General features: G+C 54.5%; 15 protein-coding genes. 12 read left to right on the plus strand and 3 right to left on the minus strand.

What is annotated here, in order from left to right; genetic code table 11:
- The 12 genes from murD (at position 1) to mutT (ending at position 14,492) form a co-directional block, all read left to right on the plus strand.
- Positions 1-1,317: a UDP-N-acetylmuramoyl-L-alanine--D-glutamate ligase gene (gene murD / locus QLG08_RS08560; RefSeq protein WP_014592914.1), complete on the plus strand. Its 1,317-nt coding sequence runs from the start codon at positions 1-3 to the stop codon at positions 1,315-1,317.
- Positions 1,317-2,531 carry a cell division protein FtsW gene (gene ftsW, locus QLG08_RS08565; protein WP_013024612.1) on the plus strand — a complete coding sequence of 405 codons (1,215 nt, stop codon included), beginning with the start codon at positions 1,317-1,319 and terminating at the stop codon, positions 2,529-2,531. The genes murD and ftsW overlap by 1 nt, the downstream gene beginning before the upstream one ends.
- Positions 2,528-3,586, plus strand: a complete 1,059-nt coding sequence (murG, locus tag QLG08_RS08570; protein ID WP_029571009.1) for an undecaprenyldiphospho-muramoylpentapeptide beta-N-acetylglucosaminyltransferase — start codon at positions 2,528-2,530, stop codon at positions 3,584-3,586. The genes ftsW and murG overlap by 4 nt, the downstream gene beginning before the upstream one ends.
- A gap of 74 nt (positions 3,587-3,660) precedes the next feature.
- Positions 3,661-5,136: a UDP-N-acetylmuramate--L-alanine ligase gene (gene murC, locus QLG08_RS08575; RefSeq protein ID WP_013024614.1), complete on the plus strand. Its 1,476-nt coding sequence runs from the start codon at positions 3,661-3,663 to the stop codon at positions 5,134-5,136.
- Positions 5,129-6,046: a D-alanine--D-alanine ligase gene (locus tag QLG08_RS08580; RefSeq protein WP_014592915.1), complete on the plus strand. Its 918-nt coding sequence runs from the start codon at positions 5,129-5,131 to the stop codon at positions 6,044-6,046. The genes murC and QLG08_RS08580 overlap by 8 nt, the downstream gene beginning before the upstream one ends.
- Position 6,047: 1 nt before the next feature.
- A complete protein-coding gene (ftsQ, locus tag QLG08_RS08585) occupies positions 6,048-6,887 on the plus strand; it encodes a cell division protein FtsQ (protein WP_013024616.1) in 840 nt (279 codons plus the stop codon).
- Positions 6,884-8,140: a cell division protein FtsA gene (gene ftsA, locus QLG08_RS08590; protein ID WP_006117681.1), complete on the plus strand. Its 1,257-nt coding sequence runs from the start codon at positions 6,884-6,886 to the stop codon at positions 8,138-8,140. The genes ftsQ and ftsA overlap by 4 nt, the downstream gene beginning before the upstream one ends.
- Before the next feature lie 71 nt (positions 8,141-8,211).
- On the plus strand, positions 8,212-9,366 hold the full coding sequence (gene ftsZ, locus QLG08_RS08595) for a cell division protein FtsZ (RefSeq protein ID WP_013024618.1): 1,155 nt from the start codon (positions 8,212-8,214) through the stop codon (positions 9,364-9,366).
- A 101-nt stretch (positions 9,367-9,467) separates the two neighbouring features.
- Complete coding sequence (lpxC, locus tag QLG08_RS08600; protein WP_013024619.1) at positions 9,468-10,385, plus strand: UDP-3-O-acyl-N-acetylglucosamine deacetylase; 918 nt, start codon at positions 9,468-9,470, stop codon at positions 10,383-10,385.
- Positions 10,386-10,675: 290 nt separating this feature from the next.
- Positions 10,676-11,182, plus strand: a complete 507-nt coding sequence (gene secM / locus QLG08_RS08605) for a secA translation cis-regulator SecM (RefSeq protein ID WP_014606586.1) — start codon at positions 10,676-10,678, stop codon at positions 11,180-11,182.
- 71 nt (positions 11,183-11,253) lie between these two features.
- A complete protein-coding gene (gene secA / locus QLG08_RS08610; RefSeq protein ID WP_028714819.1) occupies positions 11,254-13,959 on the plus strand; it encodes a preprotein translocase subunit SecA in 2,706 nt (901 codons plus the stop codon).
- A 137-nt stretch (positions 13,960-14,096) separates the two neighbouring features.
- Positions 14,097-14,492, plus strand: coding sequence for an 8-oxo-dGTP diphosphatase MutT (mutT, locus tag QLG08_RS08615; RefSeq protein ID WP_013024622.1), 396 nt, complete (start codon positions 14,097-14,099; stop codon positions 14,490-14,492).
- A gap of 31 nt (positions 14,493-14,523) precedes the next feature.
- Here mutT and yacG read toward each other — a convergent pair whose 3' ends face one another.
- Genes yacG through coaE form a run of 3 tightly spaced genes read right to left on the minus strand, consistent with a single transcriptional unit; the run spans position 14,524 to position 16,094 of the window.
- Positions 14,524-14,721: a DNA gyrase inhibitor YacG gene (yacG, locus tag QLG08_RS08620; RefSeq protein WP_014606584.1), complete on the minus strand. Its 198-nt coding sequence runs from the start codon at positions 14,719-14,721 to the stop codon at positions 14,524-14,526.
- 8 nt (positions 14,722-14,729) lie between these two features.
- On the minus strand, positions 14,730-15,473 hold the full coding sequence (gene zapD / locus QLG08_RS08625; RefSeq protein WP_013024624.1) for a cell division protein ZapD: 744 nt from the start codon (positions 15,471-15,473) through the stop codon (positions 14,730-14,732).
- A 3-nt stretch (positions 15,474-15,476) separates the two neighbouring features.
- Positions 15,477-16,094, minus strand: coding sequence for a dephospho-CoA kinase (gene coaE, locus QLG08_RS08630; protein WP_014606583.1), 618 nt, complete (start codon positions 16,092-16,094; stop codon positions 15,477-15,479).
- Positions 16,095-16,109: the final 15 nt, after the last annotated feature.

Here is a 16,109-nt window from a genome sequence, read left to right on the forward strand (position 1 = left end):
ATGGCTGACTATCGCGGGAGAAAAGTTGTCATCATCGGACTGGGCCTGACCGGGCTGTCCTGTGTTGATTTCTTTGTAGCGCAGGGCGTAACGCCACGCGTGATGGATACCCGTATGTCACCGCCCGGGCTGGACAAGCTGCCTGAGCAGGTGGAGCGCTATGTGGGCGGGATCAACAGCGACTGGCTGTTGGCTGCCGACCTGATTGTTGCCAGCCCCGGTATTGCGCTGGCACATCCGGCGCTGTGCGAAGCCGCGGATGCGGGCATCGAAATCGTGGGCGATATTGAGCTGTTTTGCCGTGAAGCACAGGCACCCATCGTGGCAATTACCGGTTCGAACGGAAAAAGTACGGTCACCACCTTAGTCGGCGAAATGGCGAAGGCCGCAGGCTGGCAGGTCGGTGTCGGCGGCAACATTGGCTTACCCGCCCTCAGCCTGCTGAAAGCGCCTGCGCAGCTCTATGTCCTTGAACTGTCCAGCTTTCAGTTGGAGACCACTCACAGCCTGAAAGCCGCAGCGGCCACCATCCTTAACGTGACTGAAGATCATATGGATCGCTATCCGTTAGGTATGCAGCAGTATCGGGCAGCAAAACTGCGGATTTACGAAAACGCGCAGGTCTGTGTCGTGAACGCGGATGATGGCATGACGATGCCGGTACGCGGCGCTGACGCGCGCTGCGTGAGTTTTGGCATCGATATTGGCGATTATCACCTTAATAAGCAGCAGGGCAGCATCTGGCTGCGCGCCAAAGGCGAGAAGGTCCTGAATACCGACGAAATGACGCTGGTAGGCCAACACAATTACACCAATGCGCTGGCGGCTTTAGCGCTGGCAGATGCGGTAGGGCTGCCCCGCTCAACCAGCCTGTCTGCGCTGGCAGCGTACTCTGGACTGCCACACCGCTTTCAACTGGTTCATCAGAGTCGCGGGGTGCGCTGGATCAATGATTCAAAAGCGACCAACGTTGGCAGCACGGAAGCGGCACTGAAAGGCTTAGAGGTTAACGGCACGCTCTGGCTGCTGCTCGGGGGCGATGGGAAATCGGCTGATTTCTCGCCGCTGGCCACTTATCTGCAAGGCGATCGTATCCGGCTGTACTGCTTTGGTCGCGATGGCGATGCGCTCGCCGCGCTGCGGCCTGACGTGGCGGTGCGTACCGATACGCTGCAGCAGGCCATGGAGCAGATCGCCAGACAGGTCCAGCCGGACGATATGGTACTGCTTTCCCCCGCCTGTGCCAGCCTCGATCAGTTTCGCAATTTTGAACAGCGCGGTGACGTCTTCGCGCAGCTGGCCAGGGAGTTAAGCTGATGCGGATTCCTGGTGCAGGCATAGTGAATTATCTGTCAGGTCGCCTGAGCAACTGGGTGATGGGGTCGCGTGAGAGCGACGATACCTCACTGGTGCTCTACGATCGTACGCTGCTGTGGTTAACCCTGGGATTAGCCGCGATTGGTTTTGTGATGGTGACGTCGGCATCAATGCCAGTAGGTCAGCGTCTGAATGACGATCCGTTCTACTTTGCCAAGCGTGATGCGTTCTATATTGCGCTGGCATTCGGCATGGCGCTGGTCACGCTGCGCGTTCCGATGGATTTCTGGCAGCGCTACAGCAACATAATGCTGATGGTTTCCGTCGCCATGCTGCTGATTGTGTTGGTGGTGGGCAGCTCGGTAAACGGTGCGTCACGCTGGATTGCCTTGGGGCCGCTGCGTATTCAGCCCGCTGAGTTATCTAAACTCACGCTCTTCTGCTATCTCGCCAGTTACCTGGTGCGCAAGGTAGAAGAGGTGCGAAATAACTTCTGGGGCTTTTGTAAGCCAATGGGCGTGATGGTGGTGCTGGCCGTACTGCTGCTGGCCCAGCCCGATTTGGGGACGGTGGTAGTGCTGTTTGTCACTACGCTGGCGATGCTGTTTCTGGCGGGGGCCAAACTGTGGCAGTTCCTGGCCATTATCGGCTCCGGCATCTTTGCTGTGGTGCTGCTGATCATCGCCGAGCCATACCGTATGCGCCGTGTCACCTCGTTCTGGAATCCGTGGGAAGATCCGTTCGGCAGCGGCTACCAGCTGACGCAGTCTCTGATGGCGTTTGGCCGCGGTGAATTCTGGGGGCAGGGGCTGGGGAATTCGGTTCAGAAACTGGAGTATTTGCCCGAAGCCCATACCGACTTTATTTTCTCCATTATCGGAGAAGAACTGGGTTACATCGGTGTGGTTTTAGCGCTGTTAATGGTATTCTTCGTGGCTTTTCGTGCGATGTCGATTGGCCGGCGCGCGCTTGAACTTGATCAACGTTTTTCCGGCTTTTTAGCCTGTTCAATTGGCGTGTGGTTCAGCTTTCAGGCACTGGTCAACGTGGGCGCTGCGGCCGGTATGTTACCGACCAAAGGTCTGACGTTGCCGCTGATTAGTTACGGTGGCTCGAGTTTGATCATTATGTCGACGGCCATCGTATTTTTGTTACGTATTGATTATGAAACGCGTCTGGCTAAAGCGCAGGCGTTTACCCGAGGTGGTCGATGAGTGGTAAACGATTGATGGTAATGGCAGGTGGCACCGGTGGACACGTTTTCCCGGGGCTGGCTGTTGCCCATCATCTGAAAGCGCAGGGCTGGGAAGTTCGCTGGTTAGGCACTGCAGATCGTATGGAAGCCGATCTGGTACCGAAGCACGGTATCGACATCGACTTCATTCGTATCAGCGGATTACGCGGCAAGGGCATCAAAGCCCTGCTGTTGGCACCGGTGCGTATTTTCAACGCCTGGCGTCAGGCTCGCAAGATTATTAAAGCCTGGAAGCCTGACGTTGTGCTGGGCATGGGTGGCTATGTTTCGGGGCCGGGTGGCCTGGCTGCATGGAGCTGCGGTGTTCCTGTGGTGCTGCATGAGCAAAACGGGATCGCCGGGCTGACAAACAAGTGGCTGGCAAAAATCGCCACCAAGGTTATGCAGGCGTTTCCCGGCGCCTTTCCTCACGCAGAGGTGGTAGGAAACCCGGTACGTACAGACGTGCTGGCACTGCCCTCACCGGCTCAGCGTCTGGCCGGGCGCAGCGGCGCTATCCGTATTCTGGTGGTGGGTGGCAGCCAGGGCGCACGTATCCTTAACCAGACCGTGCCCCAGATTGCGGCTCTACTGGGTGAGCAGATTACCGTCTGGCATCAGACCGGAAAAGGCGCGTTGCAGGACGTTCAACATGCTTATCAGCAAGCGGGTCAGGACCATCACAAGGTGACCGAGTTTATTGATGATATGGCAGCGGCCTACGCCTGGGCAGACGTCGTGATTTGTCGCTCAGGTGCACTGACGGTGAGTGAGATCGCCGCGGCAGGATTACCGGCGATCTTCGTGCCGTTTCAGCATAAAGATCGTCAGCAGTACTGGAATGCCTTGCCGCTTGAGGGCGCAGGTGCAGCCAAAATTTTTGAGCAGCCGCAGTTTACAGCGGAGGCGGTAGCGGAAACGTTGCGTCACTGGGATCGACCAACATTACTCGCGATGGCTGAAAAAGCCCACGAGGTGGCGGTACCCGATGCGACTGAACGGGTCGCGCAGGAAGTGGCTCGCGCCGCACATTAACGCATCAGGTCAGCCTGGCTGACCCGTGCTCATATTGAGCACAAACTGAATGAGTAGGTAGGTAATAAAGCGTAATGAATACACAACAACTGGCGAAACTGCGTTCTATCGTGCCCGAGATGCGTCGCGTCCGGCACATTCACTTTGTCGGCATCGGTGGTGCTGGCATGGGCGGTATTGCCGAAGTGTTAGCGAATGAAGGTTACCATATCAGCGGTTCTGATCTGGCGCCAAATCCGGTGACACAGAATCTGATCAATCTGGGCGCGACCATTTACTTTAACCATCGCCCGGAAAACGTAACGGATGCCAGCGTTGTCGTGGTCTCCAGTGCGGTGGCGCAGGACAACCCTGAGCTGGTGGCTGCACGCGAACAGCGAATCCCGGTCATCCGCCGCGCAGAGATGCTGGCAGAGCTGATGCGTTTTCGCCACGGTATTGCGATTGCCGGCACGCACGGCAAAACCACCACGACGGCGATGGTCTCGAGCATTTACGCGGAAGGCGGTCTGGACCCCACCTTTGTGAATGGGGGGCTGGTAAAAGCCGCAGGCACGCATGCACGTCTGGGCAGTAGCCGCTACCTGATCGCCGAAGCGGACGAGAGCGATGCGTCATTCCTGCACTTACAGCCAATGGTCGCCGTTGTCACCAATATCGAAGCGGATCATATGGACACCTATCAGGGCGATTTTGAAAACCTGAAGCAGACGTTCATTAATTTCCTGCACAATTTGCCGTTTTACGGTCGTGCGGTGATGTGTGTTGATGATGCCGTGATCCGCGATCTGCTGCCGCGTGTCGGCCGCCAGATTACTACTTATGGTTTCAGCGACGACGCCGACTTTCGCATCGAGGCGTTTGAACAACGCGGCGCGCAGGTTCATTTCAGCCTGATTCGTCAGGACAAAGCGCCGTTACAGATCACTCTGAATGCGCCGGGTCGACACAATGCTTTAAACGCCGCCGCCGCCGTGGCGGTGGCCAGCGAAGAAGGGATTGAAGACAGCGCGATTCTGGCTGCGCTGGAAAGCTTCCAGGGTACCGGTCGTCGTTTCGACCAACTGGGTGAGTTTCCTACGGAGCCGGTTAATGGGCAGCCTGGCACCGCCATGCTGGTGGACGATTATGGTCATCATCCCACGGAAGTTGACGCCACCATTAAAGCCGCGCGAGCGGGCTGGCCGGATAAAAAACTGGCGATGGTGTTTCAGCCGCACCGTTATACCCGCACGCGTGACCTGTTTGATGATTTTGCCAACGTGCTGTCTCAGGTTGACGTTTTGCTGATGCTGGATGTCTACGCCGCAGGCGAAACGCCCATCCCAGGCGCAGACAGCCGTGCACTGTGCCGCGCCATTCGTCATCGCGGCAAGGTCGATCCTATTCTGGTGCCGGAACATGATGCGCTCGTTGAAATGCTGGCGCCTTTGCTGTCAGGCAACGATCTGATTCTGGTTCAGGGGGCAGGAAACGTCGGTAAAGTGGCGCGGAAGCTGGCTGAATGCAAACTGCAGCCAGCACGTAAAGTGGAGGGCCGTCATGACTAAAGTTGCCGTTTTAATGGGCGGCACGTCAGCCGAGCGCGACGTGTCCCTGATGTCCGGCGGTGCCGTGCTGGCGGGCCTGCGTGAAGCCGGTATTGATGCACAGGGTATTGATACCCGCGACGTCTCAGTGCTGGAGTTAACCGCGCAAGGTTTTGAAAAAGTGTTTATCGCCCTGCATGGTCGCGGCGGCGAGGACGGCACGCTTCAGGCGGTGCTGGAATTCCTGCAGTTGCCTTACACCGGCAGCGGTGTGATGGCTTCCGCCGTCACCATGGACAAGTTGCGCACCAAACTGCTGTGGCAGGGCAGGGGACTGCCGGCGGGTAAATTTGTCTGGATTACGCGTGAACAGATGCAGAGCGGTCTGGATGCGACGACCGAGGCGGCGATTAGCGCATTGGGATTACCCCTGTTCGTGAAACCGAGCAGCGAGGGATCCAGCGTCGGCATCAGCCGTGTAAACCAGTTAAGCGATCTGCCAGCTGCGCTGGAAGAGGCGTTTCGCCACGACGACAATGTGCTGGTCGAAGCTTTTCTGAGCGGTGAGGAATATACCGTTGGCATTCTGGGTGACCAGATTCTGCCCGCGATAAAAATAAAGACTGCCAGCGAGTTCTATGACTATGAAGCGAAATACATTTCTGACGATACTCAGTACTTCTGTCCAGCCGGGCTGAGTGCCGAGCGCGAGGCGGAATTACAACAGCTGGTGTGGTCAGCCTGGCGTGCACTCGGATGCAGCGGCTGGGGACGCGTTGATGTCATGACTGACGATCAAGGACACTTCCAACTGCTGGAAGCGAACACCTCACCGGGCATGACCAGCCACAGCTTAGTGCCGATGGCGGCAAAGCAGGCCGGGCTGACATTTTCTCAACTGGTCGTACGTATTCTGGAGTTGGCCGACTGATATGTCACAGGCGGCGATGAATGTACGTAATCGTGAAGCGCAGGAGCGGGCACGCACCGGTCGCAGTAACGGTGCCCGGCTCTTCGGCATCGTGTTTCTGCTGATGGTGATGGGCGTAATGATTGCGGGTGGCCTGGTCGTTCTGAAGTGGATGAACGATGCCTCCCGTTTACCCCTGTCGAAGCTGGTGGTCACAGGGCAACTGCACTACACAACCCATGACGATATTCGTCAGGCGATTTTGTCACTGGGTTCACCGGGCACGTTTATGTCGCAGGACGTGAACGTGATCCAGCAGCAGATAGAACGGTTGCCATGGATTAAACAGGTTAGTGTGCGTAAGCAGTGGCCAGACGAACTGAAAATTCATTTGGTGGAGTTTACACCGGTAGCGCGCTGGAATGACTCACACATGGTGGACAGCGACGGTGTGTCATTCAGCGTCCCGGCTAACCACATGGGTAAAGAAACGCTGCCGATGTTATACGGTCCAGAAGGCAGTGAAAAAGAGGTGCTGGCGGGTTATCACAGTATGGATGACGTGCTGAAGGCCAGGAAGTTTACCCTGAAGGTGGCGTCGATGACGGCGCGACGTTCATGGCAGTTAGTGACCAGCGATGATGTCCGTATTGAGCTGGGGCGGACCGATACCATGAAGCGTCTGAATCGTTTTATTGAGCTCTATCCGGTGCTGCTGCAGCAAGGTCAGAATGAACACAAGCGCATCAACTCGGTTGATTTACGCTATGACTCTGGCGCTTCTGTTGGCTGGACACCGATAGTGATGGATCCACAGGACAGTAATCAGCAACAAAACCAGGCACAGGCTAAACAACAATGATCAAGGCAACGGACAGAAAACTGGTAGTTGGACTCGAAATCGGCACTGCGAAGGTCGCCGCCCTGGTTGGGGAAATTCTGCCCGATGGTATGGTCAATATTATTGGGGTCGGCAGTTGTCCGTCCCGCGGTATGGATAAAGGCGGCGTAAACGATCTTGAGTCGGTGGTGAAATGCGTTCAGCGCGCCATCGATCAGGCTGAGTTGATGGCGGATTGCCAGATCTCCTCTGTTTACCTTGCATTATCGGGCAAACATATCAGCTGTCAGAACGAAATCGGGATGGTTCCGATTTCCGAAGAGGAAGTGACTCAGGATGATGTCGAGAACGTGGTGCATACTGCGAAGTCAGTGCGCGTTCGTGATGAGCATCGTATCCTGCACGTTATTCCGCAGGAATATGCTATCGACTACCAGGAAGGCATCAAAAATCCGGTCGGCCTGTCTGGTGTGCGCATGCAGGCAAAGGTGCATTTGATCACCTGTCACAACGACATGGCAAAAAATATTGTTAAAGCCGTTGAACGTTGTGGCCTCAAAGTTGACCAACTGATTTTTGCCGGTCTGGCGTCCAGCTTTGCGGTCCTGACCGAAGACGAACGTGAGCTGGGTGTTTGTGTCGTGGATATTGGTGGCGGCACAATGGATATCGCCGTCTATACTGGCGGTGCATTGCGTCATACTAAGGTGATTCCCTATGCGGGGAATGTGGTAACCAGCGATATCGCCTACGCATTTGGTACGCCGCCCACCGATGCGGAAGCCATTAAAGTGCGTCACGGCTGTGCGCTAGGATCGATTGTAGGTAAAGATGAAAACGTTGAAGTGCCGAGCGTAGGCGGACGTCCGCCACGAAGCCTGCAACGTCAGACGCTGGCAGAGGTGATTGAGCCACGTTATACCGAGCTTTTAAATCTGGTCAATGACGAGATTTTGCAGTTACAGGAACAGCTTCGCCAGCAGGGCGTTAAGCACCATCTGGCAGCCGGGATTGTGTTAACCGGCGGTGCGGCGCAGATTGAAGGTCTGGCAGCCTGCGCGCAGCGCGTATTCCATACGCAGGTGCGCATTGGACAGCCGCTGAACATTACTGGCCTGACGGACTACGCCCAGGAGTCTTACTATTCCACGGCGGTCGGGCTGTTGCACTACGGTAAAGAGTCACATATGAACGGTGACGCAGAGGCTGAAAAGCGCGTTTCCGTGGGTAACTGGTTTAAACGTATTAATAGTTGGTTAAAAAAAGAGTTTTAATTTTTGTAAAAGGGGATCATGCTGTTTTCTTTAGTGATCTCCAGGCGACAGGCACATAACGGAGAGAAATCATGTTTGAACCTATGGAATTAACCAATGACGCGGTGATTAAAGTCATCGGCGTCGGCGGTGGCGGTGGCAACGCCGTAGAGCACATGGTACGCGAGCGTATCGAAGGTGTGGAATTCTTCGCTGTGAATACCGACGCGCAGGCGTTGCGTAAAACAGCAGTCGGCCAGACCATCCAGATTGGTAATAACATTACCAAAGGACTGGGAGCGGGTGCGAACCCGGAAGTCGGCCGTAACTCTGCAGAGGAAGATCGCGAAGCACTGCGTTCTGCGCTGGAAGGGGCAGACATGGTGTTCATCGCAGCAGGTATGGGTGGCGGTACCGGTACCGGCGCTGCGCCTGTTGTGGCTGAAGTGGCCAAAGATCTAGGTATTTTGACCGTTGCGGTCGTGACCAAGCCCTTCAATTTTGAAGGCAAAAAGCGCATGGCCTTTGCTGAGCAGGGGATCGCTGAGCTGTCCAAGCACGTGGATTCACTGATCACTATCCCAAACGACAAGCTGTTAAAAGTTCTCGGACGTGGTATTTCCCTGCTCGACGCGTTTGGTGCGGCTAACGACGTGCTGAAAGGCGCCGTACAGGGGATCGCCGAGCTGATTACCCGTCCTGGCTTGATGAACGTGGACTTTGCTGACGTACGTACCGTGATGTCAGAAATGGGTTACGCGATGATGGGTTCAGGCGTGGCTTGTGGTGAAGACCGTGCAGAAGAAGCCGCTGAGATGGCGATCTCCAGTCCACTGCTGGAAGATATCGACCTCTCTGGTGCGCGCGGCGTGCTGGTCAACATTACTGCGGGCTTCGACCTGCGTCTGGATGAGTTCGAAACCGTGGGTAACACTATCCGCGCCTTCGCTTCAGACAACGCGACCGTTGTAATTGGTACCTCTCTGGATCCAGAGATGAATGACGAACTGCGCGTCACCGTGGTGGCAACCGGTATCGGCATGGATAAGCGTCCAGAGATCACGCTGGTAACGAACAAACCTGCCAGCCAGCCTGTCATGGATCATCGTTACCAGCAGCATGGTATGTCCCCGCTGCCGCAGGAGCAAAAACCTGCTGCGAAAGTGGTAAACGATCAGAGTGCACAGTCAAACAAAGAGCCCGATTACCTTGATATTCCGGCGTTTTTGCGCAAGCAGGCCGACTAGGAATAACCTTATAATTGGGATTTCCCGCTCTTTGTGCTAAAGTGTTCGCCCGCTGGTAACGTATACTGGCGGTCGGAAAGCGATATTGCGAGATAATAACGATGATCAAACAAAGGACATTAAAACGTATTGTTCAGGCGACAGGTGTCGGTTTACATACCGGCAAGAAAGTCAGCCTGACCCTGCGCCCTGCGCCGGCTAATACCGGGGTCATCTATCGTCGCACTGACTTGAATCCACCGGTTGATTTTCCGGCTGATGCAAAATACGTGCGCGACACCATGCTGAGCACCTGCCTGGTGAACGATGAAGGCGTGCGTATTTCGACAGTTGAACACTTAAATGCCGCACTGGCAGGTCTGGGCATTGACAACATTATTGTCGAAGTTGATGCGCCAGAAATCCCAATTATGGACGGCAGTGCAGCGCCTTTCATCTATCTGCTGATGGACGCAGGCATCGAGCAGTTGAACAGCGCAAAGAAATTTGTGCGTGTTAAGCAGACCGTGCGTGTTGAAGACGGTGACAAATGGGCTGAGATCAAACCTTACAACGGTTTCTCGCTTGATTTCACCATTGATTTCAATCACCCGGCTATCGATTCCAGCTCTCAGCGTTACCAGATGAAATTCTCTGCCGAAGCGTTTGTTCGTCAGATCAGCCGTGCACGTACTTTTGGCTTCATGCGTGAAATCGAATATCTGCAGTCTAAAGGCCTGTGCCTGGGCGGTAGTTTAGATTGTGCGATTGGCCTTGATGATTTCCGCGTGCTTAATGAAGAAGGCCTGCGTTTTGAAGACGAGTTTGTGCGTCACAAAATGTTAGATGCCATCGGCGATCTGTTTATGTGTGGCCATAACGTTATTGGCGCGTTTACCGCGTACAAATCGGGTCATGCTCTGAACAACAAACTGCTGCAGGCCGTTTTGGCGAAGCAGGAAGCCTGGGAATGGGCGACCTTCGAAGACGAAGCTGAATTGCCACTGGCGTTTAAAGCACCTAATCTGGTTCTGGCCTGATATCGGCTCAGAACGTAAAAACGGCTGGTTGCGCTGACACTCTCTCCGGTCAGTTGCACCAGCCGTTTTTTATTGCCTCGCCATTCATTTCCGCTTGCTGCGACAGCATTCTCCGCTCAGAACGACCAATTGCTGAATTGCTGCACAATCGCGCGCGATTTCTCCCACTGTCGCACTAAACTCAGGTGTCGCCGCGCCACATTAGTGTTACTATCTCTGGCGCTTTTACAGGCTGCATGCTGCTGAAAACAGCAGTGAATAATTAAAATGTTATGCGCAATGGAACAATTGTGATCGGAATTTTTCTACGCTGGCGACAAATAGGTAGACGCTATTTCTGGCCTCATTTCCTCCTGGGAATGGTGGCGGCCAGTCTTGGCTTGCCGGCGTGTGCGCAAACCACTGAGCTCAATACGGCATCCGAAGCCTCAGCCAGTAGCCTGTTCATTGGCAATGCGGTCCGTTTTGATCATTTGATCCGTCTTCAGGAAGCCTCGCGACGCCCCAGTTTTACGGTTGACTACTGGCACCAGCATGCCATTCGCACGGTTATCCGCCATCTCTCTTTCACGTTAACGCCACAGGCGCAGGCGGAAGAGCAGGTGCATCCGCTGGCCGCACAAAAGCTGGCGTTGATTGATTCCCTTCATGCGTTATTAACGTCTCAGGCGGCACAGTCCGGCATCCCTGTTGGTTTGTCCCCGCAACCTCTTCCTGCTGCTCCGGTATCCTCACAGGCTGACGGACACGGCAAAGTGCACGGTATCCGTGCCGGACCCGCGCCATTGTTCTGCTAATCTTTGTGCTTTAAATCCCATTTTAGATTTCGCAGTCCGGGTGACCCGGCTGAATTGAGAATATATTTATTATGTTAATCAAAATGTTGACCAAAGTTTTTGGTAGCAGCAACGATCGTACTTTGCGCCGTATGCGCAAAAACGTTGATATCATCAACAAGATGGAGCCGGAATTCGAAGCGCTCTCTGATGAAGAACTGAAAGCCAAAACTGAGCTGTTCCGTGAGCGCCTGAAAAAAGGGGAATCACTCGAAAGCCTGATTCCTGAAGCTTTTGCGACGGTACGTGAAGCCAGTAAGCGTGTGTTTGGCATGCGCCACTTCGACGTGCAGCTGATTGGCGGGATGGTGCTGAATAACCGCTGTATTGCAGAGATGCGCACCGGTGAAGGTAAAACCCTGACGGCAACCCTGCCAGCCTATTTGAACGCGTTAACCGGAAAAGGCGTACACGTCGTTACCGTCAACGATTATCTGGCCCAGCGTGATGCGGAAAATAACCGCCCCCTGTTTGAGTTCCTTGGCCTGAGCGTCGGGATCAACATGTCAGGCCTGCCTTCCGTCGCCAAACGTGAAGCTTATGCCGCAGACATTACTTACGGTACCAACAACGAATACGGTTTCGACTACCTGCGTGACAACATGGCGTTCAGCCCTGACGAGCGCGTACAGCGTAAGCTGCACTATGCACTGGTGGATGAGGTTGACTCCATCCTGATTGATGAAGCCCGTACGCCATTAATCATCTCGGGTCCGGCAGAAGACAGTTCAGACCTGTACACCAAAGTGAATAAAATCATTCCTCATCTGATTCGTCAGGAAAAAGAAGACTCAGACAATTTCCAGGGCGAAGGTGACTACTGGGTTGATGAGAAAGCGCGCCAGGCACATATGAGCGAGCGCGGCCTGGTCAAAGTTGAAGAACTGCTGGTGAGCCAGGGCATCATGGTAGAAGGTGAGTCGCTTTATTCACCGACCAATATCATGCTGATGCACCACGTTACCGCTGCGCTTCGCGCCCATGCGCTGTTCACGCGTGACGTTGATTACATCGTCAAAGAGGGTGAAGTTGTCATTGTTGATGAGCACACGGGTCGTACGATGCAGGGCCGTCGTTGGTCAGATGGTCTGCATCAGGCCGTTGAAGCCAAAGAAGGCGTTGAAATTCAAAACGAAAACCAGACGCTGGCGTCAATCACCTTCCAGAATTACTTCCGCCTCTACGACAAGCTGGCAGGGATGACCGGTACGGCTGATACAGAAGCGTTTGAGTTCAGTTCCATCTACAAACTCGACACGATTGTTGTCCCGACCAACCGTCCGATGGTGCGTAAAGATCTTGCCGATCTGGTTTATATGACCGAGAAAGAGAAGATTGACGCCATCATCGAAGATATTCGTGAGCGTACGGCTAACGGGCAGCCGGTTCTGGTGGGTACGATCTCCATCGAAAAATCAGAAGTGGTATCGAACGAGCTGACACGTGCAGGCATTAAACACAACGTACTGAATGCTAAGTTTCACGCCCGCGAAGCGGATATCGTGGCGCAGGCTGGTCAACCAGGCGCGGTTACCATCGCGACAAACATGGCGGGCCGTGGTACCGATATCATGCTGGGCGGTAGCTGGCATGCGGACGTTGCCGAGCTTGAAAACCCAACCGATGCGCAAATCAACGAGATTAAAGCCGCCTGGCAGATTCGTCATGATGCGGTGCTGGCCTCTGGCGGTCTGCATATCGTGGGTACTGAGCGCCATGAATCTCGCCGTATCGATAACCAGCTGCGCGGTCGTGCAGGCCGTCAGGGTGACGCCGGTTCTTCACGCTTCTACCTGTCAATGGAAGATGCGCTGATGCGTATCTTTGCTTCGGATCGTGTTTCAAACATGATGCGCAAGCTGGGCATGAAACCGGGCGAGGCCATTGAGCATCCGTGGGTGACCAAAGCCATTGCCAACGCACAGCGTAAAGTGGAAAGCCGTAACTTCGATATTCGTAAGCAGCTGCTGGAATATGACGACGTGGCCAACGATCAGCGTCGTGCTATCTACAGCCAGCGTAATGAACTGCTGGATGTGTCCGATGTATCAGACACTATCAACAGCATTCGCGAAGACGTCTATAAATCCATTATCGACAGCTACATTCCACCTCAGTCGCTGGAAGAAATGTGGGATGTACCGGGCCTTGAAGAGCGCCTGCGTAACGACTTCGATCTGGATCTGCCGATTAGCGAATGGCTGGACAAAGAACCGGATCTGCATGAAGAGACACTGCGTGAACGTATCATGACGCACGCGGCCGAAAGTTATGCGGCAAAAGAAGAGATTGTCGGCGCAGAAATGATGCGCAACTTTGAAAAAGGCGTCATGCTGCAAACGCTGGATTCGCTGTGGAAAGAGCACCTGGCCGCAATGGATTATCTGCGTCAGGGCATCCACCTGCGTGGCTATGCGCAAAAAGATCCTAAGCAGGAATATAAGCGTGAATCTTTTGCTATGTTTGCCGCGATGCTGGAAACGCTGAAGTACGAAGTGATCAGCACGCTGAGCAAAGTCCAGGTGCGCATGCCGGAAGAGGTTGAAGCGATGGAGCAACAGCGTCGTGAAGAGGCCGAGCGTCTGGCGCAACAGCAGCATCTGAGCCACGCCAGCGAAGAAATTCTGGCGGCGGAATCTCTTGCGCAGCAGGGTGGTGAGCGCAAAGTGGGGCGTAACGATCCTTGTCCGTGCGGTTCAGGTAAAAAATACAAACAGTGTCACGGTCGTCTGGCCTGATAAGCGGTTAACGAAAAGGAGCCACTGGCTCCTTTTTTTTTACTTTTCCGCTGACCATTCGGCCCCCTGAGCGGTTAACAACCTGCTTAACATGTTTTAGAATCAGCCCTCATTCACCCACTCTTCGGGATATTTTCATGAAGCACCTGCAGGTTGCAGTCGGCATCATTCGTAATGCCAGTAAACAAATTTTCCTTGCCCAGCGTGCGGCCTCTTCCTATATGGCCAATAAATGGGAATTTCCCGGCGGCAAAATTGAAGCCGGTGAGAGCGCAGAGGAAGGGCTGGTGCGCGAACTGGCCGAAGAAACCGGGATTGAAGTGACGCAGGCGCGGGCAATTGGCACGAAAGATCACACTTACGATGACCTGCGCGTGACGCTGCACTTTTTTCTGGTGGAAGGCTGGAAAGGAGAACCCTGGGGCAAAGAAGGGCAACCACAGCGTTGGGTCGATCAACAGGCGCTGATCGCCGATGAGTTTCCTGCGGCGAATCATGAGCTGATCGCACGTCTGGTGGCGGGCGAACTTTAACAGAGTGGGGCAACAAAGCCCCACGTCTCACTCAGCGCTCTTCCTCACTCCAGTTGTCGCTGTCGTTTAAATCATCACTGCTGGGAATGCGCTTCTCTTCCGCCGCCCATTCGCCCAGATCGATCAACTGACAGCGTTTACTGCAAAATGGCCGCCACGGACTGAGTTCATCCCAGATCACCGTTTTACCGCACTGTGGACATTCCACCGTCATTATCTCTTCCTGCATGTTCACCTCTAACAACAGGCCAGTTGGAAATTCAGGCGCGCAGGCACTTCGCCGCGCTCACTGTCCAATGGCATAAAACGAATCGCAAAACGGCTTTTATGGCCTGAAACCTGAGGATACAGCGCATCCTCCATTTCCAGCTGCAGCCGCAGTAAATCAGCGCCTTCAGCATTATCCTGGTAAAACCCATTCAAACTGGTTTGTAAACGGTAGGTGCCTGACTGGCGAATCAAATCCAGCAACATCGCCAGCGTACTGTGCAGCGGGATAAGCGTTTCCATCCAGCGCGTCACCTGCGCGTCGCGCGTCGCCTGGGGCAGGTGCAGCCAGATGTGCAGGCCGGGTAAATCAAAGCTACAGCATCCGCCGGGAATGCTGAGTCGCTGGCGCACCAGGGCAATCAGACGATCTTCCCGCAGCTGCTGGCCCATTCGTGGGGCGCTGTTAAGCAAAACAGACTGCGCTTTGAGTTTGTCACGCAATGCATCGACCACGGACATATCGACACCGGGGACATCCGCCCAGGCGCGCAGTTTCGTTTGCTGGCGTTCAAGTTCTTTCAGCAACTCGGTGCGCATGTCGCCGCGCTCGAAGATATCCAGTAATTCGCCAACCAGGCGGAAAAAAGTCAGTGCCGTGGCGGTGTTTTCCAGCGGCATAATGTCATGCAGCTGGTCGATCAAAAATTCCACGCGCAGCCAGGTACGCATTTTTTCATTCAGTGGATGTTCAAACAGAACGACTGTACTCATGAGTTAATCCTGTCTCGTTGCCGCAAGCTTTAGATAAAGCTGATGAAGCTTGGCAACCTGGGGTAGCGCCTTTTCAGGTGCGCCACTGTTATCAATAATATCGTCAGCACAGTCAAGGCGCTGTTGGCGAGTGGCCTGTGCTGCAAGAATACGTTTAGCCTGCTCAAGAGAAACATTATCGCGCTGCAGCGTTCGTCTGAGCTGCGTCTCTTCGTCGGTATCGACCACCAGCACGCGATCGGCCTGGCGCTGCAGCCGGTTTTCGACCAGCAAGGGCACGACCCACAAAACATAAGGTGAGGCCGCCTGAGCTTTAAGCTGTTGCGTCCGGGCATTAATAAGCGGGTGAAGCAGCGCGTTTAACCAGTTTTTCTCATCGGGCGTCGCAAAGATGATTTCTCTAAGCCGTGAACGTTGCAAGGTTCCCTGTTCGGTCAATATCGCATCGCCATAGCGTTCGATAATGGCCTGAAGCGCTGGCGTGCCGGGTTCAACGACTTCGCGTGCAATGACATCCGCATCAATGATATCGACACCGGACGCAGCAAAATACCCGGCAATCGTACTTTTACCGCTGCCAATTCCGCCAGTCAGCGCCACGGTGTAGGGGGGATTTCTCACTCGAACTCTCTTAGT

The sequence above is a fragment of the Pantoea sp. V106_11 genome (genome assembly GCF_029967885.1).
In the GTDB taxonomy this organism is placed as follows: domain Bacteria; phylum Pseudomonadota; class Gammaproteobacteria; order Enterobacterales; family Enterobacteriaceae; genus Pantoea; species Pantoea ananatis.

What these genes read in the sequence shown, in the direction of transcription:
- ftsW (WP_013024612.1), top strand. Translation starts at nt 1,317, where the DNA reads ATGCGGATTCCTGGTGCAGGCATAGTGAATTATCTGTCAGGTCGCCTG.
- ftsQ (WP_013024616.1), top strand. Translation starts at nt 6,048, where the DNA reads ATGTCACAGGCGGCGATGAATGTACGTAATCGTGAAGCGCAGGAGCGG.
- yacG (WP_014606584.1), bottom strand. Translation starts at nt 14,721, where the DNA reads ATGCAGGAAGAGATAATGACGGTGGAATGTCCACAGTGCGGTAAAACG.
- lpxC (WP_013024619.1), top strand. Translation starts at nt 9,468, where the DNA reads ATGATCAAACAAAGGACATTAAAACGTATTGTTCAGGCGACAGGTGTC.
- murD (WP_014592914.1), top strand. Translation starts at nt 1, where the DNA reads ATGGCTGACTATCGCGGGAGAAAAGTTGTCATCATCGGACTGGGCCTG.
- ftsZ (WP_013024618.1), top strand. Translation starts at nt 8,212, where the DNA reads ATGTTTGAACCTATGGAATTAACCAATGACGCGGTGATTAAAGTCATC.
- murC (WP_013024614.1), top strand. Translation starts at nt 3,661, where the DNA reads ATGAATACACAACAACTGGCGAAACTGCGTTCTATCGTGCCCGAGATG.
- murG (WP_029571009.1), top strand. Translation starts at nt 2,528, where the DNA reads ATGAGTGGTAAACGATTGATGGTAATGGCAGGTGGCACCGGTGGACAC.
- mutT (WP_013024622.1), top strand. Translation starts at nt 14,097, where the DNA reads ATGAAGCACCTGCAGGTTGCAGTCGGCATCATTCGTAATGCCAGTAAA.
- QLG08_RS08580 (WP_014592915.1), top strand. Translation starts at nt 5,129, where the DNA reads ATGACTAAAGTTGCCGTTTTAATGGGCGGCACGTCAGCCGAGCGCGAC.
- secA (WP_028714819.1), top strand. Translation starts at nt 11,254, where the DNA reads ATGTTAATCAAAATGTTGACCAAAGTTTTTGGTAGCAGCAACGATCGT.
- zapD (WP_013024624.1), bottom strand. Translation starts at nt 15,473, where the DNA reads ATGAGTACAGTCGTTCTGTTTGAACATCCACTGAATGAAAAAATGCGT.
- ftsA (WP_006117681.1), top strand. Translation starts at nt 6,884, where the DNA reads ATGATCAAGGCAACGGACAGAAAACTGGTAGTTGGACTCGAAATCGGC.